16 protein-coding genes and 2 tRNA genes are annotated in these 20,509 nt (G+C 55.5%); 3 read left to right on the forward strand and 15 right to left on the reverse strand.

Features of this window, described 5'->3' with window-relative positions:
- The first annotated feature begins 428 nt into the window (after positions 1-428).
- Positions 429-857 carry a hypothetical protein gene (locus HMPREF1986_RS09705; protein WP_021774663.1) on the forward strand — a complete coding sequence of 143 codons (429 nt, stop codon included), beginning with the start codon at positions 429-431 and terminating at the stop codon, positions 855-857.
- A 14-nt stretch (positions 858-871) separates the two neighbouring features.
- Here HMPREF1986_RS09705 and HMPREF1986_RS09710 read toward each other — a convergent pair whose 3' ends face one another.
- From HMPREF1986_RS09710 to HMPREF1986_RS09740, 7 genes are all read right to left on the reverse strand, one after another.
- Positions 872-2,173, reverse strand: coding sequence for a UvrD-helicase domain-containing protein (locus HMPREF1986_RS09710; protein WP_021774664.1), 1,302 nt, complete (start codon positions 2,171-2,173; stop codon positions 872-874).
- Between the two features lie 53 nt (positions 2,174-2,226).
- On the reverse strand, positions 2,227-3,168 hold the full coding sequence (locus HMPREF1986_RS09715) for a DNA-directed RNA polymerase subunit alpha (RefSeq protein WP_009215962.1): 942 nt from the start codon (positions 3,166-3,168) through the stop codon (positions 2,227-2,229).
- A gap of 211 nt (positions 3,169-3,379) precedes the next feature.
- Positions 3,380-3,646, reverse strand: coding sequence for a helix-turn-helix domain-containing protein (locus HMPREF1986_RS09720; RefSeq protein ID WP_009215963.1), 267 nt, complete (start codon positions 3,644-3,646; stop codon positions 3,380-3,382).
- A gap of 174 nt (positions 3,647-3,820) precedes the next feature.
- Positions 3,821-3,893 (reverse strand) — tRNA-Thr (locus tag HMPREF1986_RS09725).
- A 26-nt stretch (positions 3,894-3,919) separates the two neighbouring features.
- Positions 3,920-4,002: transfer RNA gene (locus HMPREF1986_RS09730), tRNA-Leu, on the reverse strand.
- Positions 4,003-4,047: 45 nt separating this feature from the next.
- Positions 4,048-5,541, reverse strand: a complete 1,494-nt coding sequence (locus tag HMPREF1986_RS09735; protein ID WP_021774665.1) for an aminotransferase class I/II-fold pyridoxal phosphate-dependent enzyme — start codon at positions 5,539-5,541, stop codon at positions 4,048-4,050.
- Complete coding sequence (locus HMPREF1986_RS09740) at positions 5,535-5,975, reverse strand: winged helix-turn-helix transcriptional regulator (RefSeq protein WP_081688477.1); 441 nt, start codon at positions 5,973-5,975, stop codon at positions 5,535-5,537. Before HMPREF1986_RS09740 ends, HMPREF1986_RS09735 begins: the two co-directional genes overlap by 7 nt.
- Positions 5,976-6,131: 156 nt before the next feature.
- Here HMPREF1986_RS09740 and HMPREF1986_RS09745 point away from each other — a divergent pair, with 156 nt between their 5' ends.
- A complete protein-coding gene (locus tag HMPREF1986_RS09745) occupies positions 6,132-6,929 on the forward strand; it encodes an amidohydrolase family protein (protein WP_021774667.1) in 798 nt (265 codons plus the stop codon).
- On the opposite strand, the gene HMPREF1986_RS09750 is transcribed toward HMPREF1986_RS09745, so the two are convergent.
- Positions 6,907-8,583: a M3 family oligoendopeptidase gene (locus tag HMPREF1986_RS09750; RefSeq protein WP_036600161.1), complete on the reverse strand. Its 1,677-nt coding sequence runs from the start codon at positions 8,581-8,583 to the stop codon at positions 6,907-6,909. The genes HMPREF1986_RS09745 and HMPREF1986_RS09750 overlap by 23 nt on opposite strands.
- A gap of 176 nt (positions 8,584-8,759) precedes the next feature.
- On the opposite strand from HMPREF1986_RS09750, the gene HMPREF1986_RS09755 reads away from it, so the two are divergent.
- Complete coding sequence (locus HMPREF1986_RS09755; protein WP_036600162.1) at positions 8,760-9,527, forward strand: hypothetical protein; 768 nt, start codon at positions 8,760-8,762, stop codon at positions 9,525-9,527.
- 242 nt (positions 9,528-9,769) lie between these two features.
- Here the strand turns inward: HMPREF1986_RS09755 and HMPREF1986_RS09760 are convergent, their stop codons facing one another.
- From HMPREF1986_RS09760 to HMPREF1986_RS09790, 7 genes are all read right to left on the reverse strand, one after another.
- Entirely contained in the window at positions 9,770-11,176 is a 1,407-nt protein-coding gene (locus HMPREF1986_RS09760; RefSeq protein WP_021774671.1) for a S1C family serine protease, read from the reverse strand.
- 297 nt (positions 11,177-11,473) lie between these two features.
- Positions 11,474-13,174, reverse strand: a complete 1,701-nt coding sequence (locus tag HMPREF1986_RS09765; protein WP_036600206.1) for a glycoside hydrolase family 13 protein — start codon at positions 13,172-13,174, stop codon at positions 11,474-11,476.
- 15 nt (positions 13,175-13,189) lie between these two features.
- Complete coding sequence (locus HMPREF1986_RS09770) at positions 13,190-14,881, reverse strand: alpha-glucosidase (RefSeq protein ID WP_021774674.1); 1,692 nt, start codon at positions 14,879-14,881, stop codon at positions 13,190-13,192.
- A 43-nt stretch (positions 14,882-14,924) separates the two neighbouring features.
- The gene (locus tag HMPREF1986_RS09775) at positions 14,925-16,028 is read right to left on the reverse strand and encodes a LacI family DNA-binding transcriptional regulator (RefSeq protein ID WP_021774675.1); all 1,104 of its coding nucleotides are present in this window, start codon (positions 16,026-16,028) and stop codon (positions 14,925-14,927) included.
- Between the two features lie 279 nt (positions 16,029-16,307).
- Positions 16,308-17,177, reverse strand: coding sequence for a carbohydrate ABC transporter permease (locus HMPREF1986_RS09780; protein WP_009215974.1), 870 nt, complete (start codon positions 17,175-17,177; stop codon positions 16,308-16,310).
- A complete protein-coding gene (locus HMPREF1986_RS09785; RefSeq protein WP_021774677.1) occupies positions 17,177-18,223 on the reverse strand; it encodes a carbohydrate ABC transporter permease in 1,047 nt (348 codons plus the stop codon). Before HMPREF1986_RS09785 ends, HMPREF1986_RS09780 begins: the two co-directional genes overlap by 1 nt.
- Positions 18,224-18,315: 92 nt before the next feature.
- Positions 18,316-19,710 (reverse strand): ABC transporter substrate-binding protein, encoded by a 1,395-nt coding sequence (locus HMPREF1986_RS09790; protein ID WP_036600164.1) that lies wholly within the window; start codon positions 19,708-19,710, stop codon positions 18,316-18,318.
- Between the last annotated feature and the right edge of the window lie 799 nt (positions 19,711-20,509).

Consider the following 20,509-nt stretch of genomic DNA (forward strand, 5'->3'; position numbering starts at 1 on the left):
TCCGAGTCTGCCTGATGGCAGACTTCTGCGCTCTGGCTGCGGCAGTCGGAGTGAGAACGTCCTGTGTCGGGCGGACAAACGGCAGAAAGGGCGGCAGCTTGATAGTTCTATGCCGATGCCGTCCCGCCAGATTGTCAAATGCCATTACACGGCGGAACAGTGAGCATAAGTCTCACGCGGTATTCGCTGCTGCCGCAGCTCCTATACCGCTGACAGGTATTCGCATTCCACGCTGCAAAAAACAGCAGCGCTGCATGCTCATACCTGTTGTCCCGTCAAATAGCCAAATGCTCCTGCAAGCGAGCTTGCCTCGCATTTGTCTGCTTGACGGAGACTTATGCAGTATAATCGATTTCTCAGTCAACGTCCATAGCAGTGAACTGTAGTAGAAAACTGCAATAGAGAACCATAGTGAAAAGGAGTTCCCGATGAATTACCGCATCATGCATGAGACGGAGCGCTCTCTCCGCCTTCGTCTCCGTTATGCTCCCCTCGGAGAGTCCGAGGAAGCACTGCTTCGCTTCCGGCTTCAAAAGCTGCCCTCTGTGCGCTCTGTCTCCTTCTTTCGGCAGACCGGAGGCATCCTGATCTCCTTTTCCGGCGGGAGGGAAGAGATTCTCTCTCTCCTTCTCCGCGGGGAGGAGGAAGAGCTGCGCCGCTCCGCGCGCTGTCTGGATTTCCTCACGAATCTTTTAGAGAAGAATGCTCCCAAAAGGAAAGAGGCGGCTCTGTCCCCCAGTCTTAAAAAGCGGCTCCGCTCGGAGATTATCACAGAGGCCTTCATCGATCTCCTTCTCCCGATGCCGATCAGCATGGCTTACCATGTTTTCAAGTTTCTGGAGCTGGAAAGGATGTGAGAAGCTTCCCCTGCCTAGGGGCTTTCGAGCTCTTCGATCCTGTAGGAAGAGCAGGGAAACCAGACCCGCTTCCCGGGTCCGAGCAAAAAGATGAGCGCGTGCTTCGCCCGCGTAGCCGCGACATATTCCAGCCTCGTGAGTTTATCCTCTCTGCTCCCTTTCTCATCGGCCTCTCCCTCTGCTCTTTTCTTCTCTTTTCCTCCTCCCGGGAGGGCCCGTTCCCTCTCCCCGCGGATTTTTCCTTCGCCGGTCACGATCACGACATTGGCATTTAAGCCCTTTGAGCAGCGGGCCTCCAGTACGGGGACACCCGTCCTCTCACAGGACGAAAGAGCTCTCCGGAAAAGCTGAGTCCGGCTCCGGTCCGGACAGAGCACGAGATAATCCTTCTCCCGGAGGGCCGGGTACTTTTGGTCGAGGTATTCCATGAGCTCCTTTAAGAGAGCGGCTTCGGAGAGCTCCTCTTCCCGCTGCCCTCCCTCCTTCTCAGAGGGCGGAGAGCCCGGATAGCGGTAGATCCCGGTCAGAGAAAAGCTCCTTCCTCCCGAGATCTGGCGGGAGTGCATCTCCAGGTGATCCTTCATTTTCTCCCGGAAATTCTCATTGACCCAGGAGACGATCTCTCCGTTTGCCCGATAGTTGTCCAGGAGCACGATCACGCTGGCATTCCTCTGCCTCTCCATCCGCTTCCTCATCTCCCAAAAGGCGCTGAGTCCTCCCTCACCCGACTGAAAGATCATCTGTCTCGGGTCCCCGACCATAAAAAGCGAATTTTTCCGAAGTCTTCCTCTCCGGTCAGAGGCCAGCGTAAGGAGAAGTCTCTGCTGCACGCGGTCCAGATCCTGCAGCTCATCCGCATAGATCTTCCGAAACCGTCTCCGAAGCTTTTCCATAAGCTCCGGTCTTTCGCGGAGAAGCTCCAGGACCCGGCCGGGAAGCTCACGGCGGGCCGGAACAGCCTCCTCGGTATAGGTCTCCAGCACCCAGCGGCAGAACGAGTAGATCGTCTGAATCCTGATCTCGGAGAGCTTCTGCCTGCTTTTTTGCAGGAGGGCATTGCCCCTGGATTCTCCGTTCAGCTCCCGGTAGAGATGCTTTCGGATCTTCCTTCGAAACTCCCGGACGGCCTCTCTCGTAAAGGCGAGGAGAAGAAAGGAGGAGAGCTTCTCTCCCGCCTTGATCTGCGAAAGAATCCTCCGGGAAAGAAGCGTCGTCTTCCCGATGCCCGGCCCCGCGATGATGAGAAGGTTGTCCTCCGCATTTTGGATGTAATCCCTCTTCTGCTGCTCGCTCCAGCTCTCCTTCGGTCTCTCCATCCCCTCCTCCCGAATAAGAAAGCGGGAGGAATCCAGGATTCCCCCCGCCGCTTTTACTCCACCTTGGACGCAAGGCTGAGTCCCATGCTCTCCAGCTTGTTCAGAATCTCATCCAGTGATTTCCTGCCCATATTCCGCACCTTCATAAGGTCGTCCATCGTCTTCTCACAGAGATCCTCTACCGTGTTGATGCCGGCCCGCTTTAAGCAGTTATAGGAGCGCACACTGAGCTCGAGCTCATCGATGCTCTTGTTCATCTCGTCCTGGACATCCTCGACCGCTGTATTCCCCGGCAGAAACGGCTCCTTCACCGTATTGTCCATGTCGATGAAAAGCTGCAGATGCGTCTGCATGATTTTCGCCGCGAGAGAGACCGCATCGTCCGGCGCCAGCGTCCCGTTCGTCATGACATCGAGGACCAGCCTTTCGCTTCGGCCAAGATCCTTTACGGAGACATTGACCTTTGTGACCGGCGTATAGACCGCATCCACTGCGATGACTCCGATCGGAAGCTCGCTGTGGTCCCGCGTATTCGCGCCGTCATAGCCTCTCCCCTTTGTGATCTTCATCTCCATGTAGAGCTTCGCATCCTTCCCGGAGAGCGTCGCGATGACCTGCTCCGGATTGACGATCTCAATCTCCGAGCTCACCCGGATATCCGCTGCCCGGATGACACCCTCTCCGGCGTAGTCGATATAGGCCATCACCGCCTCATCACTGGACGAGGTATTCCGCACGGCCAGCTTCTTCAGGTTCATGATGATCTCCGAGACATCCTCCTTCACTCCCGCGATAGAAGAAAACTCGTGATAGACACTCTCTACCTTCACCTCACTGATTGCCGCGCCGGGCATGGAGGAGAGCAGGATTCTCCGAAGAGAGTTGCCAAGCACGGTCGCCTCACCCTTTACCAGGGGCGCACACGAAAATCTTCCAAATCTTTTGTCTTCAGAAAGCTCAATGACCTCCAACTCCGGTTTCCTGTAATTTTCCATCTACTTAACTCCTGATTCCTTCCTTTTAATCCCCGATCTAAGCGGGGAAGGCCCGCGGCTTTCAGCGATCCCTGACAGTCCTCTGCTTCGGAACCGCGATTGAGAGAATCCACCGCGCTGCCTCGGGCTTTTGGCGCTTTATTCTGATTTCTCCCGCCGACTTTGAATATTATCCGCTATTATACATAGTTCTGTCAATATATGCATTTGTTTAGGCAGCCATTCCCCCGCCCTCCAATCCCTTCGCCCTGCCGCTGCTTCGGACGAGAATTTCCTCCATGGGAACCGAAAGAAGGAGACTCAGGGCATAGAGATTCTCAAGGCTCGGAAGCGTCCTCCCCTGCTGCCAGCGGTAGACCGCCTGAGGCTCCAGGAATCCCATGAAATCGGCGATATCGCGCACCCGGATTCCCCTCTCCCTTCGAAGCTTCGCAATGTTCCGTCCGGTCGCTTTCACATCAATCCGTGGATATTCCATCTTCGTTTCCCTCCTCTCAGAAAATATTTTCCTATCTTAATCTATCATACTCGAATCAAGCCAGTTTTTGTCCCTTATTTTTTTCTTAATTCCTCATAAGCTTCTTATAATAAATATAAATCATGAAAACAGAAGACAGCTCCGAGGTCCTAAAACCAGGGAGCTGCCAGGCAAAGCTGATGACGGGAATCGGACCCGTGACCTCCGCACTACCAATGCGACGCACTACCGACTGTGCTACATCAGCGCTTCTGAGTTTCCAAAAACTCAAAATGCAGAAGATGGGAGTTGAACCCACACGAGTGTTAGCTCACACGGACCTGAACCGTGCGCGTCTGCCATTCCGCCACTTCTGCGAACTTGGATATGATAGCATGGAAAAAAAATGCTGTCAATGGCTTTTATTGACAGACAAAGATCTCTCCGCTCTCCTCCCCGGATTCCGAAAAGCGGAGCCTATCCCCTGTCTCCGTCTCCCGAAGGATCCACCGGAGAAGCTCCTCCGTGATTCGCTCCCCCGGGGCGAGGACGGGGATCCCCGGCGGGTATGCATAGAGATATTCCCCGGAGATCTCTCCCAGGGAGCTCCCGATCGGAATGAGTCTGTGCGCTCTCTCTGCAGCTTCCCCGAGAGAAAGCGCAGACTCCGGGAGGGGCAAGGCGCTCCCATAAAAGACTCCCTCCTCTCCCTTCCCATCAGAAGAAATTCGTTTTACTGTCAAAAAAGGAGGAGCTGTATTCTTCTCGCGGAGAGAGAGCTCCCGATCCAGCGTCTTCATCGCATCGGAAAGACGCCGATAGGCCTCCTCCGGATCGAGCGGACTCGTCATCGCAAGGCAGTTTCTCCCAAGGCTCATCTCCGTCTCGATCGAAAAGCGCTCCCGGAGCGCTTCTGAAAGCGCCGCCCCGCTCATCCCCCGCTCCTTGCAGTGCAGTAAAAGCTTTCCCGGATCCCGGTCAAAAAAGCGCTCCCCTCCCCTTCCCTTCAAAATAGAAAAATTTTGAAGCCCGGCGAGCTCCCTCTCGAAGGCGGCGAGACAGCTTCCCCAGTGGGAAAAAAGCTCCTCTCCCCGGGAGAGAAGAAGCTCCGTGCAGCTGTCCAGAGAGAGGAGGAGAGGATAGGAGGGAGAGGAGCTCTCGAAGACCGCAAGGCGCCTTTCGACCTCCCTTTCCGAGATCAGCTCGCTCTTCCAGTGCAGCCAGGCGGTCTGTGTGAGGCTTGGGAGCGTCTTATGGACGCTTTGCACGCAAAGATCCGCGCCGAGCTGGATCGCGGAGCGCGGAAAAAAGCTCTTTCCTTCCCTCTCCAGGCCAAAGTGCGCCCCGTGCGCTTCATCCACATAAAGAGGAACTCCCCTCTCGTGGCAGAGCGCGGCGATCGACTCGATATCCGAGACGATGCCCTCATAGCTTGGACTTGTCAGGATGAGAGCCCTGCTTTTCGGATAGCGGCGGAGGAGACGCTCCGCCTCCTCCGCCCGGACGCTCCCGAAAATCCCGAACTCCTCCTCCCAGTCCGGAAGGAGCCAATGCACCTTCAGGTTCCGAAGCTGCGCGGCGTGATAGACGGAGCGGTGGCAGTTTCTCGCCGCGATCACCTCATCCCCCGGCCTTGTCATCGCGAAGATCCCCGCGAGATTTCCGCAGCTGCTCCCATTTACAAGATACCAGGTCCGCCCCGCTCCGTAGAGCTCTGCGCTCCGGCGCATCGCCCTGAGAAGCATCCCCGAGGCGTCATGCAGATCATCCGTCTCCGGAAGCTCCGTCAGATCCACAGCATAGGGAAGGCCGTTATCGAAGAGCGCCGTCCTCTTATGCCCCGGCATGTGGAAGGGATAGCGCCCCTTCGAAAGATACGCCTCGATCTCTCTCTGTAATTCGCCCTTTCTCAACATCTCTCCTCCCCGGGGGATTGCGGGGAAGTCTCCTCTCTGACTGCATTGAAATCGTTATGCGCTCCAATGACTCCCTCCCCCGGGCCTTCCGGGGAAGCCTTTTTCCCTGCTGCGCTCTGAAGGCTCTTTCCGAAATCGCAGAGCGCGGAAAAAACGGCGGAGATCCCCCTCCCCTGATCCGTCAGGAAGTATTCCACCGCGGGAGGCTTTCCGGGCCAGACGTTTCTTCGGATGATTCCGAGGCTCTCCAGGTCCTGAAGCTCCCTGCTGAGTGTCCTCGCACTGATCTCTCCGACTCTTCTTTGCATCTCGTTAAAACGGAGCGGACCGCTTCTCCAAAGCTGCCACGCGATTCGAAGTCTCCACCTTCCGGATAAAACCCTGAGACCGAGTTCCATCGGACAGGAGTCCTCTACAGAGAGCGACACTGCCATTTCTTTTCCCTTCCTCAAGAACAGCTGTCGGAACGCTCTGCCCGGGACCGGCTTTTGACAGCTGCTAACCAAAAAGTGCGTACTTGTTTCCCCCAAAAAAGGATGCTACCTTCTCTCTGTTTCCTTTTCCCGGCTAAGTTCTGAAAGGAGAAAAGCATGATTATCGACAGTCACGAGCATGTCATTCTGCCGGCAGAGTCACAGCTTGAAAAGCTGAAGAGGGCGTCCGTGGACAAGGCCGTTCTCTTCTACACCACTCCTCATCCCGAGAAGGCAAAAAACTATGGAGAATGGAAGGAGGAGATGGCAAAGCTCTTTCGAATTCTCTCCGGAGAAAGCACGGAAAAGAGCAATTCCGAGAGAATCCACAGAGGAAATCAGGAGCTCCTCCGCTCCATCCGCGCCTTCCCCGAGCATTTCACCGGCTTCGGAGGGGTCCCGCTCGGACTCGGGCTCACAGAGACCGGAAGCTGGATCGAGGAGGAGATCCTCGGAAACGGCTTACGGGGGATCGGCGAGTACACGCCGGGCTCAGAGGAGCAGATCCGGCAGCTCGAGACCGTATTCCAGGCTCTGCAGGACCTCCCGGAGCTTCCGGTCTGGGTGCACTGCTTCCATCCTGTCACATCCTCCGGCCTTAAAATCCTGATAGAGCTCCATCGAAAATACCCGTCCGTCCCCCTCATTTTCGGTCACAGCGGAGGCTGGAACTGGCAGATGCTCCTGGAGTATGCAAAAAGTGCAAAGAAAGCCTATATCGATACCTCGGCATCCTTCTCCTCTCTCGTTCTGAAAATGCTTCTCTCCGAGCTTCCGGAGCGCTGCCTCTTCAGCTCCGATGCCCCCTACGGAGAGCCCCTTCTCTGCCGGCAGGGGATCGAATTCGCAAGTCCCGAAAAGTGGATCGCAGAGCGGGTGCTCGGGGAAAATATCAGAGAGCTTCTCTCTCTCTGATCCCCTTTGCGATATCCCTAAGGCAGCCCTCCTCAAAGGGATTTCTGAGTCCGGCATCCCGGATCAGGACATCGAAAAAGTCGGAGGCCCCGGCCCTGCAGAGCTTCAGATAGCTCTCCCAGGCGGACTTCCAGTCCCTGTCCATCCAGTTTTTGTACTGAAGCGCGTCCGTCCCCGCGATGCAGTAGTCAATATAGTAGAAGGGGCTATCATAGATATGATGCTGCTTTTGCCAAAAGCCCCCTTCCTCATAGTAGGGATTCCCGCTGTAGTCAAGGTGCGGCTTATAGCGCCTCTCCAGATCCCTCCAAACTCTCCTTCTTTCCTTCGGAGAAAGTCCCGGGTCCTCGTAGACGATATTCTGGAACTCGTCCACCATCACTCCGTAGGGAAGAAAGCTGAGAGTCTCCTCAAGATGCATCCGAAGATAATCCCCCGCCCTCTCTCCAAAGAGAAGCGGCATCCAGGGCTCCGTGAAGAACTCCATGGACATCGAATGCGTCTCCGCGGTCTCCATCGTGAGGTCATTGTGCTCCCGGATCGGAAGATCCGCCGTGAGATAGCCCTGGAAGGCGTGCCCGCACTCATGCGTGATCACATCCGCATCCCCGGAGCTTCCATTGAAATTCGCAAAGATAAAGGGGACGCGGTAATCCGCAAGCATCGTCATATAGCCGCCGGTCCTCTTATTCTTCCGCCCGAGGACATCGAAAAGCTCCATCTCACACATGGTATTCATAAAACGCGCGGTCTCCGGCGAGAGCTCATCGTACATCCTCTTCCCCGCGGCAAGGATCTCCTCCGCTGTCCCGACCGGTCTGGGATTTCCATTCGGAAAATAGACCCCCTCATCGATATAGCTTAGCCTCGAAAGCCCGAGCCTCTCCCGCCGCCTTTCGTGCAGAAGCTCCGCGAGGGGCACGATCTCCTGCTCGACCTGCTTTCGGAAGGAACGGATCTCGGAGGGACCGTAGCAGTTTCGGTTCATCCTGGCATAGCCGAGCGGAAGGAAATTCTCATGCCCCATCATCCGCCCCTGCTTCGTCCGGTTTCGAACCAATTTTTCATAGAAATCATCCAGCTCTTCCCTGTGCTCCGAGAAAAAGGCCGTATATTTCTTCCAGGCTCTCTCCCGGACAGAGCGGTCCGGGCTCGTGAGATAGGGCTGCATGAGAGAAAGATTCAGCTTCTCCCCCTCCCAGTCGATCTTCGCGGTGGCAAGCAGCTTATTGTATGCTGTAGAGAGCGCGTTCTCCTCCTGCATGAGCGGAATCAGCTTCTCATCCATCGCCTCCATCGCGAGGGAAATGTTTTTAAAGGCCACTCTCCCGATCCTTTCCTCCAGGTAGGGGCGAAAGCGCGAGAAATAGAGCTTTTTCTGATATTCCACGACGAGATTCTGAAAAATCGGCATATTCCGGTCGTAATGCTTCTGCTCCTCCGAATAATACTCATCCGTCATATCGATGTCGTTTCGGATCATCGCAAGATTCATCTCCGTGAGTACATGGTTGCTGAGCCTGTAGTACTCCCTGTGGATCTCGAACTGCTCCTCCCCGGAGACCGCTCTCTCTATCCGCTCCATCAGGGAGTAAAAATCCTGCTTCAGCTTCTGAAAATCAATCCTCTCGTAAGGGATCTCTGAAAATTTCATCCTGCCTCCTTTTTTATGAGCTTCCGCCGCCAGGCGGGGACTCGTATCGTAAATCTTAATTTTTTCTTTCCTTGATTCCACAGCGGCTTCCGGGATATCATGGTTTTTGTCACAGCTTTTTTCATGACACGCTAATCTTATAGGGAAAAGCGGAAAATGTCAAAATGGGAGGATTTATGAAAAAAGGAAAACTTTTGATTCTTTCACTCAGCGCAGCTTTGCTTCTCTCCGCCTGCGGCGGGACGAAGGCTGCGGAAAGCAAGAGCGAAAAGCAGACAACGGAGGCAGAGAGTAAGGAAGCAAGCGGAAAGGACAAAGACAAAAAGGAGAGCTCCGGGGACGAGAAGAAAGAGTCCTCTTCTTCCAAGGATGAGAAGGGGGATTCGAAGGACAGCGGAAAGAATGAAAAGATCCGCGGAAAGCTGGACGGAAAGAGCTATGTCAACGAAAATCTCGGCATACGCTACACGCTCCCGGACGGCTGGTCCTTTGCGACAGAGGAGCAGCTGCAGCAGATGAACGGGGCGATCAGCGATACGGTCGACGACGAGACTCTCTCAAAGTCCCTGGAAAACGGCTCTGTCTTCGTTGAGCTCTACGCGGCAAACGCGGAGCTCTCGGATTCCATCAATATAACCATACAGAACGCGGGCATCGCCTTTGGTGTCGCGGGGAATGCCGAGGCCGCGATCGACGCCTCCATCGTCGTGGAGCAAAAGCTCTTTGAGCAGCAGGGCTTTACCGATGTCTCCGTCAAAAAGGGAGAGGGAAGCTTCGCCGGAAAGAGCATGAGCTGCATTGATGCCGTACTCGGAAAGGACGGGCTTACGCTCTATGAAAAGCAGTTTATCCTAAAGCAGGGGAACTATGCCGTGACCATCACAGCGAGCTCTGCCAATGAAAACCGGACAGAGGAGCTCATGAAGGCCTTTACCGAAAATTGATTCTCGTCTGTTCTATCTATAAAGGACCGCCGCTTTTTTGCGGCGGTCCTTTTTCCCGGCCTTTTCCATCCGGTCTTCTTCTCTCTCCGGCTGAGTTCGCGTCTTCTCATGAGGCATGCTGTTCGCTGCCCTGCTCTTATCTGTCCCTTCTTCTGTTATCTTTCTCTTCTGCCGCCCCGCTTTAGCGAAGGACAGCTGGAGAACTCAGGACCGCCGGAGCGGAAGGAATCCGACATTACTTCTCAGCCTCTTTCGAAGTATTTCCTAAACTCCTGGAGGATCTCATCCTCGCTGTCTCCCTGGGAGCTCTGTCCCTGCTGCTCCTCCTTCTGCCGCGCGGAGCTCTTCTGTTTCTCCGACTTCGGAGCGGCACTCAGTGTGATCGTGAGCTCCTTCTCCTCGTACTTCCCGTTCCCGGAGAGCCTCTGGACGGTGAGCTTTACGCTCTCCCCCGCCTTATAGCGGGCGAGGAGGGAGCTGAGATCATCGAGGCTTTCGACGCTCTGCCCGTCGAAGCTTGTGATGATATCCTTTTCCTGAAGCCCCGCATCCGCGGCCTTTGACTCCTCCGTGATCTTATAGACGTAGATCCCCTCCGGCATGCCGTAGGCATTTGCCGTCTGACTGTCCACCGTCTTTGCCTGGATCCCGAGATAGCCTCTGTCCTCCTGGGAGACCTTTGATCTTGTGGTCTTCGTGGAGAGCTCATTTACGATGTTCTCCGCCTTCTTACTCGGGATGGAATATCCCATTCCCTCGACCTTTGTATCGGAGTACTTCGCCACATTGATGCCGATGACCTGGCCGCTCATATTCAGAAGGGCACCGCCGGAATTTCCCGGATTGATCGCGGCATCGGTCTGGATGAGCCCGCTCTCGGTGCCGTTCTCCGTCTCGATCTCCCGATCCTTCGCGGATACGATCCCGGTCGTCACGGACTGCCCGTAGCCGAGCGCATTTCCGATCGCGACGACCTGATCGCCGACCTGAAGACTGTCGGAATCCCCGAACTCCGCGACCTTGATCTTTTCCAGGGTCTCCTTGGAGAGATCGGAGAGCTTTATAGCGATGACGGCCAGATCCGCGCTGCTGTCCTCCCCCTTGATCTCCGCGTCCGCGCTTTTTCCATCGACGAACTGGACGCTCAGGGAGCTGGAATTCTCCACCACATGGTGATTCGTCACGACGAGAAGCTCCGTATCGTTCTTTCCGATGATGACGCCCGATCCGCTCGCCGCGGTCTCCCCGCTCTGCTCTCCTCCGCCGAAGATCGAATAGCCATTTTGCTTATACTGCATCATATTGGTGATGGATACGACGGAGGGCATCGCGGATTTTACGATGGACGAGACCGACTCCGCACTCTCCCCGCTCTCCGTCTTCTCGCTTTTATTCAAGGGAATGGAGCTGCCCTTCTCCGCTCCCTTCAAAAGAGTGTCTGCCTGGGACGCGGAGCTCTCTGCGGCCGTCTCTCTGGAAATGCCCCGGCCCGCGAGAACGTTTACCCCGACCATCGCGCCTCCCGCCACCGTTCCGAAGACCAGCGCACTGGCGAGAAGCCCCGCTACCTGCCCTTTTCTTCTTCTGCCTTCTCTTACCGGCTCTCTTTTATCCTCTCTTCTTTCTTCTCTCTCTTCCATATCTTCCATGCTTTACCTCCTCTATATCGGCTCCCGGTTCCGGTATTCCCTCCCCGGAAAGCTCTTATCTTCTTATCCTGACGAGGAAAAGGATAGCAGGAAAATGTGGCAGAAAAATGTTGAAAGCGTGATGATTCTGTGTCCTCTCGAATCATCACGCTCTCTTATTACATGCTTTTTACATGCTTTTATGCGCTCTTAGTGTTTCGCTCTCTTTAAAAAGCGGCTCGTCCTGTCGCCCTTCTCTCTTACCATGGCTCCGGATTCCTCCGACGGCCCAAGGCTCATAAAAAGTACGGCCCTGGATCAGGAAAGCCCAGTTTTTCCGGGCTCGGAGACCGCGAGGATCAGTGCCTGATAGCCCTCCAGTCTGATCCTCCGGCCCCGGATCTCGCTCTGATCCACATTGGACAAAAGCACGGCCTTGACATCCACAGGGAGCTCGATCTCCCTCTCCTCTTTTCGGAAATTCCCGAGCACCAGAAGGCAGTTCTTCTCCCCTCTTCGGTAAAAGGCCATGAGGCGGCTCTCCTCCTGCATGAACGGCTCAAAGTCCCCGTAGACGATGCTGTCTTTATATTCCGGATCGCTCCGAAGCGCGATGAGCTTCCTGTAGTAGCGGAGCACGGAGTCCGGGTCCCTCTCCTCCGCCTCGACATTGATCTCCCTATAGTTCGGATTCGGAGAGAGCCAGGGCTTCCCCTTTGTAAAGCCCGCATTCTCCTTGTCGCTCCACTGCATCGGCGTCCTCGCATTGTCCCGGGAAAAGCGGTTCACCGAGCGAAGCGCCTCCTCCTCGGAGAGCCCGGCCTGAAGCGAAATCTGATACTCGTCGAGCGTAGAAATATCGTCGACCTCCTCGATGGAATGGAGCTTTATATTCTCCATTCCGATCTCCTGCCCCTGGTAGAGGAAGGGAAGCCCCCGGAGCATGAGCTGCATCGTCCCGAGGAACTTCTTGCTCCGCCTGCTGAGCTCCTCCGGGGGGATATAGCGGCTCACTCCCCTCGGCTCATCGTGATTTTCTATGATCGTAGAGATGAAGCCGATATCCCCTACCAGTCTCTGCGTCTCAAAGCAGGCGTCCCGGTAATCGTCCGGCGTGATCTGTCTGCAGTCATACCAGCCCTTCCCGGACCTTCCGAAGATGTTGGAGCGGAAGTCGAACATGGAGGAGAAATAGCCGTCCGGGCCGATGAACTCCGGAATCTGCTCCTCCGTCTCATTGAAGACCTCCCCCACGGTAAAGGCCCCGTGCGGGCGGAACGTGCGGTCCCGCATCTCCCGGAGAAAGTCCCCGATTCCCTTCGCCGCATAGATCATATTCGTGCAGGAGGCCATGCCGTCCTCCCGGTCCGGCGGGAAATCGTGTCCGCGGAGCGGGAAGACCTTTTTGATATTTAAGATGGCGTCGATGCGAAAGCCCGCGATCCCCTTGTCCAGCCACCAGTTGATCATACGGTAGATCTCTTCCCGAAGCTTCGGATTCTCCCAGTTTAAATCCGGCTGCTTTTTGTGAAAGAGATGGAGATAATAGCGGTTGCTCCCGGGGATCTTCTCCCAGGCGGAGCCGCCGAAGTAGGAGCGCCAGTTGTTCGGCTCATGCCCGTCTACCCCCTCCTCGAAGAAAAAGTAATCCGCGTAGGGGCCGTCCGGATCCGCGATGGCCTTCTGAAACCAGCTGTGCTCGTCGGAGCAATGATTCACCACAAGGTCCAGCACGATCGCGATATCCCGCTTCTTCGCTTCCCGGATCAGCTCATCCATATCCTCATTGCTTCCAAAGCGGGGATCGATCCTGTAGTAATCCGCGATATCATAGCCCTGATCCGCAAGAGGCGAGAGATAGCAGGGGGAGATCCAGACGATCCCGATGCCGAGCTCTCTGAGATAGTCGAGCTTCTCTATAATTCCCCGGAGATCCCCGATCCCATTTCCCTTGGTATCGAGAAAGCTCTTCGGATAGATCTGATAGGCGACCTTCTGCTGCCACCATTCTTTTTTCATTATCATAATTCCCTTCTAAGCATCATGACAGACGCCGCTTCTATTCTCCAGCACATAGGCCTCATAGGGCGCAAGGCGGCCGCCTTGCGGCGATCTCCCCTCCATATTGTGGATGAGGAGCTCTCCCGCGAGAAACCTCTCCTCCGGAAGATACTCCCTCTCCCTCTCCGAAAAATTCGCGGCTACCAGAAGCTCCCGATCCGGAAGATACCTCCGATAGACAAAGAGCTCCGGATCCTCCGGGAGCAAAAGCTCAAAATGCCCGTAGACGATGAGCTCTGAACTGTGGCGAAGTGAGATCAGCTTCTGATAGTAATAAAAGACAGAGTCCGGGCGGCTGAGCTCCTCCTCCGCGTTGATCTCCCGGTAATTCGGATTGACGGGGATCCAGGGCTTTCCGCTCGTAAAGCCCGCATTTTCCTCCGCGCTCCACTGCATCGGCGTCCTCGCATTATCCCGGCTCTTTGCGGCGATCATGGGAAGGAGCTTCGAGCCCTCCAGCTTAAGCTTCTCCGTGAGCTCCGAATAGGCGTTGACGGATTCCAGATCCTTAAACTCCTCCGGACTTTTAAAGGGGTAGTTGCTCATGGCAAGCTCCTCCCCCTGATAGATATAGGGCGTGCCCTGCATCATATGAAGGACGGTCGCGATGCACTTTGCCGATCTCTCGCGGTATTCCGCGCTGTCATTTCCGAGCCGGGAGACGATGCGCGGCTGATCGTGATTACAGAGGAAGAGGCTGTTCCAGGCCACGCCGTCCAGGCCGAGCTGCCACTTCGCAAGATTCTTCTTTAAGTGGAGGAGGGGCATCTTCTCCGTGCTCCACTTAAAGCCGTAGTCTCTGTTTCCATCCAGGCTCACATGCTCAAACTGAAAGACCATGTTTAGCTCGGAGCCGTCGCTGTTCGCGTATTTCTTTGCCTCCTCCAAGGTGACTCCGGCTGTCTCTCCAACCGTCATGAGCTCATGGCGGGACAGGACTCTCCGGTTCATCTCCTTAAGGTACTCGTGGACATGGGGCCCGTTTGCGCAGATTCCCGGATCTCCGTATAGGCCGCCTCTGACCGGGGCGTCCGGAAGGCCCTCCGGCTTTGAGATCAGAGAGATGACATCCATCCGGAAGCCGTCGATTCCCTTTTCGCACCAGCGCTCCATCATCGAAAAGATCTCGTCCCGGACCTTCGGATTCTCCCAGTTGAGATCGGGCTGCTTTTTCGAGAAAAGGTGCAGATAATACTGTCCCCTTCCCTCGTCATACTGCCAGGCGGAGCCGGAGAAGCAGGAGCCCCAGTTGTTCGGCTCGTGTCCCGATACCGGATCCCTCCAGAGATAGAAGTCGCTCTTTTCGTTCTCCCTGTCCCTCCGACTCTCGATAAACCAGCGGTGCTCATCCGAGGTATGATTTACGACGAGGTCCATCACGATCTTAATCCCCTTCTCGTGGGCCTCGGAGAGGAGGGCTTCAAAGTCCTCCATCGTGCCGAATTCCTTCATGATCTTCTCGTAATCCGAGATATCATAGCCATTGTCATCGTTCGGAGACTGATAGATCGGAGAAAGCCAGATCACATCGATTCCGAGCTTTTTCAGATAATCCAGCTTTGAGCGAATCCCGTTGAGATCCCCGATCCCGTCCCCGTCGCTGTCGCAGAAGCTCCGGGGATAGATCTGATAGACCACACTTTCCTTCCACCACGTTTTCTTCATTCTCTTCTCCCAGCTATATTTTTACACGCCTATATCACAGCACTTATGCAAAGGCCGACTTCTTTGAAGGGCCCGGTTCTTCACCGAAATACGGATTCCCCCCGCAGTCCTCCACGGTCTCTCGTTCCATGATGCATACCGGAAGGCGGATATCCCTCCTCGGAAGCTCCCTCTCCTTTTCTCTTCGGAGGAGCCGAAGGAGCTCCCTCACCGCCCTCGTCCCCTTCTCTCTCATGTCCTGACAGACCGTGGTCAGCGCCGGTCGATAACGCTCTCCCTCGCGAATCCCGTCAAAGCCCGCAATGGAGAGCTCATCGGGCACGGAAATCCCCCTGTCCCGGCAGAAGCCCAGAAACTCCAGCGCGAGGAGATCCGAGGTCAGAAAGAGCGCGGTGCAGCCAAAGAAATTTTTCTGCTGCAGCTTCATGAACTGCTCCCTCCTCCTTTTGGGATTCCGGCTCAGATCGAGGGCCCAGCACTCCTCCGGCCTCTGCCCCCATTCCTCATAGGCGGCCAGGTAGCCGAGATAGCGCGCGCTGTCGATAAACTGCGGATCGAAATGATCCCTCCCCTCCTCCCGGGAGAGAAAACCGATCCTTCGATGCCCCCTCTGGAGAAGGTAGGAGGTCATCTCCTTCCCCCCCTCGTAGTCACAGAGCCCCACATTGACGAAGTCCCGATCCTCCTCCTGAAAGCAGGTATCGATCGTCACGATGGGGACATCCAGCTGCTCTCTCAGCGTATAATAGCCCTGCCTCTTGCAGCCCAGGACGATGACGCCCTCCACATTCCAGGCCAGCGCCATCTTCCGGCACTCCTCCATATCGGGATTGCTGTAGAGCATCAGGAAATATCCCTTCCTCTGCACCTCGGTCTCCACGGCCGCGATGACCGAGGAGACGAAGGGATCCTGGACGATGCTGGTCCGCCTCTCGTTCTGGTAGGCGAGGACCAGTGCGATCAGGCAGGAGCCCCGGCTGGCCATGAGCCTCGCCCCCATATTGGAGACATAGCGCTGCTCCTCCAGGATCCGCCGCACCTTTTCAAAGGTCTCTCCGGAGACCCGATCCCGTCTCCCGTGAATCACATTGGCGACGGTGGACGGGCTTACCTTCGCCAATTTCGCGATATCCTTGATACTGTGCAAGCTCTTCCTCCAAAATCTCCTTTTTTACGCTGTATTATATCGCGGCGGGGCAGAGAGCGTGTTTCAATTGCTGTATTTCGAGGGGACAGTGCCGTGAGCTCTTTCCGCATCCTGAGAGAAGCCGGCTGCTGCCTCACGGCTACAGCCGGTTTCAAGTCCCGGACTTCGAAGAAGCGAAGCAGCGCGTAAGACGGATCTTTATTGGCACTGCAAGGCTCCGGGGCAGCAGCCGATCTTCGCGCCGGCAGAGCACTGCGAAGTTTCAAAGCACTGCCGGTATCAGCCCTTGACCGCGCCCTCTACCATGCCGCTCATGATCTGCTTCTGACCGATCAAAAAGACGATAATCATGGGGAGCATCGCGAGAAGCGCCGCACCGAGAATCAGATTCCACTGCCTCACATAGGAGCCCACAAAGGCCTGCACCGCCACGGGAAGCGTCTTCACCTTTCCGTTCTGCCCGAGCATCAGGGAGGGCAGAAGGTAATCATTCCAGAGCCACATCCCGTTTAAGATGGTCAGTGTCGTAATAACCGGCCGAAGGAGCGGAAAAATGATCCGGAAGAAGGTCCCCTCCGGGGAGCAGCCGTCGATCGCGGCCGCCTCCTCGAGCTCATAGGGAACCCCTTTGATAAAACCCGTCAGGATGAAGACCGTCATGGCTCCTCCGAAGCCGCAGTAGGCGAAGATCAAGCCTGGCACGGACTGGAGCATATTGATCCCCACGAATTTTCCGACATCCCGGAAGGTCGCGATCAGGGGAAGCATGACGACCTGGAAGGGAATGATCATGGATGCGATAAAGATCATATAGATCGCGATCGCCCAGCCCCTCTTATGATTCCTGCTGATGACCCAGGCCGCCATACTCCCAAAGAGGATCAAAAGCACGAGGGAGGCGACGGTTATCACCGCCGAGGTGCCAAAGGCATACCAGAAGCGGAAGTTCGAGTTGTTGATGACAGCATTCAGATTCTCCGTGAGCTGGGAAAAGGATGCGCCGTGCATCCCCACCGGGTCCTGCACGATATCCGTCTGCTTCTTGAAGGAGTTCACCAGCACAAGGTAAAAAGGAGAGAGCACATAGAGCGCGATGAGAACGCCGATCACAAAAAGTATGGCCCTCTTGGAGCGTCTTGTCGTCTTCATCACATTTCCACCTCCCTGCTGTTGGAGATCCTCACCTGAATCAGAGAAATCACCGCCAGGATGAGGAAGAAAAGCACTGCCTTCGCCTGCGCCACCGCATAGCTGTTCTTCGCGATCGCGGTATTATAGATATTTAAAGCGAGCATCTGCGTGCCGTTTGAGAGATAGGCCCCCATAAAATTCGGGACCGACCCCGCGCCGTTCGTCAAAGCCATGTTCACATCAAACTGCTTGAAGGCCGCGGTCAGCGTGAGGAAGGTACAGATCGTGATCGTAGACGCGATCATCGGAAGCTTCACCTTGAAAAGCGTCTCCACCGCGTTCGCGCCGTCGATCTGCGCGGCCTCCAGGACATCTCCCGGAATCTGCGTGAGCCCGGTCACATAGATCAGCATGATATAGCCCGCGCTCTGCCAAAGATAGGCCACGATGATCGCCGCCATGGCCCCGTTTGTCTTCGCGAGGAGAGAGACGCCGCCGGTGAATTTGATGAAGACATTGTTGAAGACAAACTGCCAGATATAGCCAAGCACGATGCCGCCGATCAGGTTCGGAAGAAAGTACGCGGCCCGGAAGAAGCCGATGCCCCTCAGCTTCTGAGAGCAAAGAAGGGCGAGCAGAAAGCCGATCAGATTGACCAAAATCACATTCAGAAGCACAAAGAGGAAGGTGATCATAACCGACCAGAGGAAGGCCGGATCCCGGAACATGTTCTGGTAGTTCGAAAATCCCACGAACTTCTTAAATCCGATCCCGGTCCAGTCCGTAAAGGAATAGCCGATCCCAAGGATCAGAGGGATGATCACCGTCACAAAGAAGGTAAAAAGAAGCGGAAAGAGAAAGATAAAATAGACGATCCTCCGGTGATGCCTCTGGCTGGGAAAGGAATAAAGCCCGAGGAGGGAGATGAGAATCCCCGCCGTCAGCATGGCTCCTCTCCCGCGAAAAGCGCTTCCCATGAAGTCCATGACCAGCGAAGCCGCAAAAAGGAGGATTCCGAAAAGGATCAGAACTCCCGAAGGCACTCCGGATCTTGCTGATTTCATACATAACCCCCTTACGGAAAAGTGAGAAAAAGGAGCGGACAGAGGAAGGGAGGAGCGGCAGAAGCCGCCCCTCCTCCACAGCTTTCTGCTCCTCAGGAAGCGTAATACTGCGCACAGACCTGCGACATGGTATCGGTAAAGGCCTTGGCATCCTTGATATTCCCCTGCGCATAGTCCTGATAGACTACGCCGAGCGCATTCAGCGCAATGCCGTCCTTATTTCCGAGCCAGTGCCAGCCGGAGGTCTTCTCCGCCTTCTGGTACTCCACGATGGTCTGGGCAAACGGATCCTCCGCGACGAAGCTGCAGGACTTGAACGGGCTGATGAAGCCGGCCTTATTCACGAGGATGTCCTGTCCCTTCTCCCCTGCGACCCAGTTTAAGAACTTCTTCGCCTCCTCGGCATTGTCATTCTTGAATACGGACCACCAGGAGGGAGAATTCGTGAGGATGGTATCCTGCCCTTCCTCAAAGGCATAGGGGATCATTCCCACCTTGAACTTCCCGGCCTTCTCATAGGCGTCCTTATCGTCCGTCGTCATCGTCGCCCCGATCCAGGAGCCCTGCGTCACGAACGCGTACTTTCCGGAGGAGAAGTTCAGAATCTGCTGATCATAGGTCCCGGAAACCAGGAGATTCGGATCGGAATACTTATTGAAAAGTCCCACCATCTCCGCATATTTCTCGAAGCGATCGCTGTCGAGCTTTCCGCCGTCCTTCAGGAGATCAAAGTACTTCGAGTCGTCTCTCTTCAGTCCCTCATCCTCATAGACGCCGAAGAGATGATTTCCCGTGGACCAGTAGAGATTCGTCGCCTCCGCGCAGTAGCCGATGACGGCATCCAAGCCGAGCTCCGACTTCTTCGAGTCCAGAGTCTCGAAGGCCTTCTTCATAGACTCCGGCCCGGTGATGCTCTTCGGATCGATGCCGGCCTTCTCCAGGATGTCCGCATTATAGGCAAGGCCGATCGCCTCCACCGTGTAGGGGAAGCCGTAGATCTTCCCGTCCTTATACTTATAGGCGGCGTCCGTATCGGAGACCCAGGGCTGATCGCTCAGATCCTCCAAAAGATCCTGTCCGCACCAATTTTCAAAGTCCGCGTCAGCACCGTTCACGAAGATGTCCGGCATGTTTCCGGCCTGATAATAGCCCTTCAGGGTTCCCTGAATATCGATGCCGCCTCCCATGGACTCGATATTGACCTTTACTCCGGTCTCCTCCTCGTACTTTGCGGCGAGCTCCTTCAGCGCGGCGTCAACCTCGATCTTTCCGTTTACAAGGCGAAGCTCCTTGCCTCCCTTTCCATCGGCCTTGCTCTCCTTGCCGTCCGCCTTGCTCTCCTTGCCGTCCGCCTTGCTCTCGCCTGCGGACTCATCCGTCTTCGCCGCGCTGCTTCCCGCGGAATCGCTCTGAGAAGAGCCGCAGGCAGCCAATGCGGAAGCCGCCATAAGAGCAGCCAGGGCGATGGACAGTGATCTTTTTTTCATAGTACCTTCCCTCCAAAAATATACTTTCAACCCCTGTTTCCAAGCCGAAATCATCGGCGATGTCTCAATAATAGCAGTGAGATCGGTCTTTTGCAAGTACAATTTCTACATTTCACACAGTAAATCTAAATTAAAAGCTTTATTTTTTCAAAGTGTTTGCCAACACCTGCATAAGATTAAAGACGAAGCCAGGCTTTTTCTCTGTTCGGCATCCTGGCCTGCCGCCGATTCTTCGATCGAATCGACTGGGATGAATTCAGGCATCTGCGGCCCGCCCTGTTGAGAACTCTGCAATTCCTGCCCTGGGCCAGGGCCGCATTTTTCCGGCAGCAGGAGCCGCAGGGCTTCTCTCGGATTCAGATTCGGCAGGCGCTGAGTGCTTTCAATGCAAAAGGGAAGAAGGCCCGGCCCGGCAGATGCCAAACAGAAGTCTTCACAGATGACGGACGCTGAGCGCTTTCAGAGCAAAGGAGAGGAGGGCCCGGAGTTAAGACGGCAAATGGAAGCCTTCGCAGATCGCAGGTGCTGAACGCTTTCAGAATAGAGAAGAGGAGGACCCGACTTGGCAAACAGATGTCTTCGCAGATGTCAGGCGCTGAGCGTTTTCAGAGCTCGGGGAGACGGAGCCTTCCTAAACGGAGAAAGGGAGAGTGCAGCTGACAGACAGCAAAACAGGCCGGAGGACAGATTCTTTTGAATCCGCCCTCCGGCCTGTTTTACAAAAGAAGGATTTGCAAGAAAATAAGCAAACTGGCATCTCCTGCACGACCCGGATCGGAATCGAACCGACGACCTCCGC

Origin of the sequence: Oribacterium sp. oral taxon 078 str. F0263 (assembly GCF_000469565.1) — a bacterium.
In the GTDB taxonomy this organism is placed as follows: Bacteria; Bacillota; Clostridia; order Lachnospirales; family Lachnospiraceae; genus Oribacterium.

What these genes read in the sequence shown, in the direction of transcription:
- HMPREF1986_RS09790 (WP_036600164.1), bottom strand. Translation starts at nt 19,710, where the DNA reads ATGAAAAAAAGATCACTGTCCATCGCCCTGGCTGCTCTTATGGCGGCT.
- HMPREF1986_RS09705 (WP_021774663.1), top strand. Translation starts at nt 429, where the DNA reads ATGAATTACCGCATCATGCATGAGACGGAGCGCTCTCTCCGCCTTCGT.
- HMPREF1986_RS09745 (WP_021774667.1), top strand. Translation starts at nt 6,132, where the DNA reads ATGATTATCGACAGTCACGAGCATGTCATTCTGCCGGCAGAGTCACAG.
- HMPREF1986_RS09740 (WP_081688477.1), bottom strand. Translation starts at nt 5,975, where the DNA reads ATGGCAGTGTCGCTCTCTGTAGAGGACTCCTGTCCGATGGAACTCGGT.
- HMPREF1986_RS09755 (WP_036600162.1), top strand. Translation starts at nt 8,760, where the DNA reads ATGAAAAAAGGAAAACTTTTGATTCTTTCACTCAGCGCAGCTTTGCTT.
- HMPREF1986_RS09750 (WP_036600161.1), bottom strand. Translation starts at nt 8,583, where the DNA reads ATGAAATTTTCAGAGATCCCTTACGAGAGGATTGATTTTCAGAAGCTG.
- HMPREF1986_RS09765 (WP_036600206.1), bottom strand. Translation starts at nt 13,174, where the DNA reads ATGAAAAAAGAATGGTGGCAGCAGAAGGTCGCCTATCAGATCTATCCG.
- HMPREF1986_RS09715 (WP_009215962.1), bottom strand. Translation starts at nt 3,168, where the DNA reads ATGGAAAATTACAGGAAACCGGAGTTGGAGGTCATTGAGCTTTCTGAA.
- HMPREF1986_RS09785 (WP_021774677.1), bottom strand. Translation starts at nt 18,223, where the DNA reads ATGAAATCAGCAAGATCCGGAGTGCCTTCGGGAGTTCTGATCCTTTTC.
- HMPREF1986_RS09720 (WP_009215963.1), bottom strand. Translation starts at nt 3,646, where the DNA reads ATGGAATATCCACGGATTGATGTGAAAGCGACCGGACGGAACATTGCG.
- HMPREF1986_RS09770 (WP_021774674.1), bottom strand. Translation starts at nt 14,881, where the DNA reads ATGAAGAAAACGTGGTGGAAGGAAAGTGTGGTCTATCAGATCTATCCC.
- HMPREF1986_RS09735 (WP_021774665.1), bottom strand. Translation starts at nt 5,541, where the DNA reads ATGTTGAGAAAGGGCGAATTACAGAGAGAGATCGAGGCGTATCTTTCG.
- HMPREF1986_RS09780 (WP_009215974.1), bottom strand. Translation starts at nt 17,177, where the DNA reads ATGAAGACGACAAGACGCTCCAAGAGGGCCATACTTTTTGTGATCGGC.
- HMPREF1986_RS09710 (WP_021774664.1), bottom strand. Translation starts at nt 2,173, where the DNA reads ATGGAGAGACCGAAGGAGAGCTGGAGCGAGCAGCAGAAGAGGGATTAC.
- HMPREF1986_RS09760 (WP_021774671.1), bottom strand. Translation starts at nt 11,176, where the DNA reads ATGGAAGATATGGAAGAGAGAGAAGAAAGAAGAGAGGATAAAAGAGAG.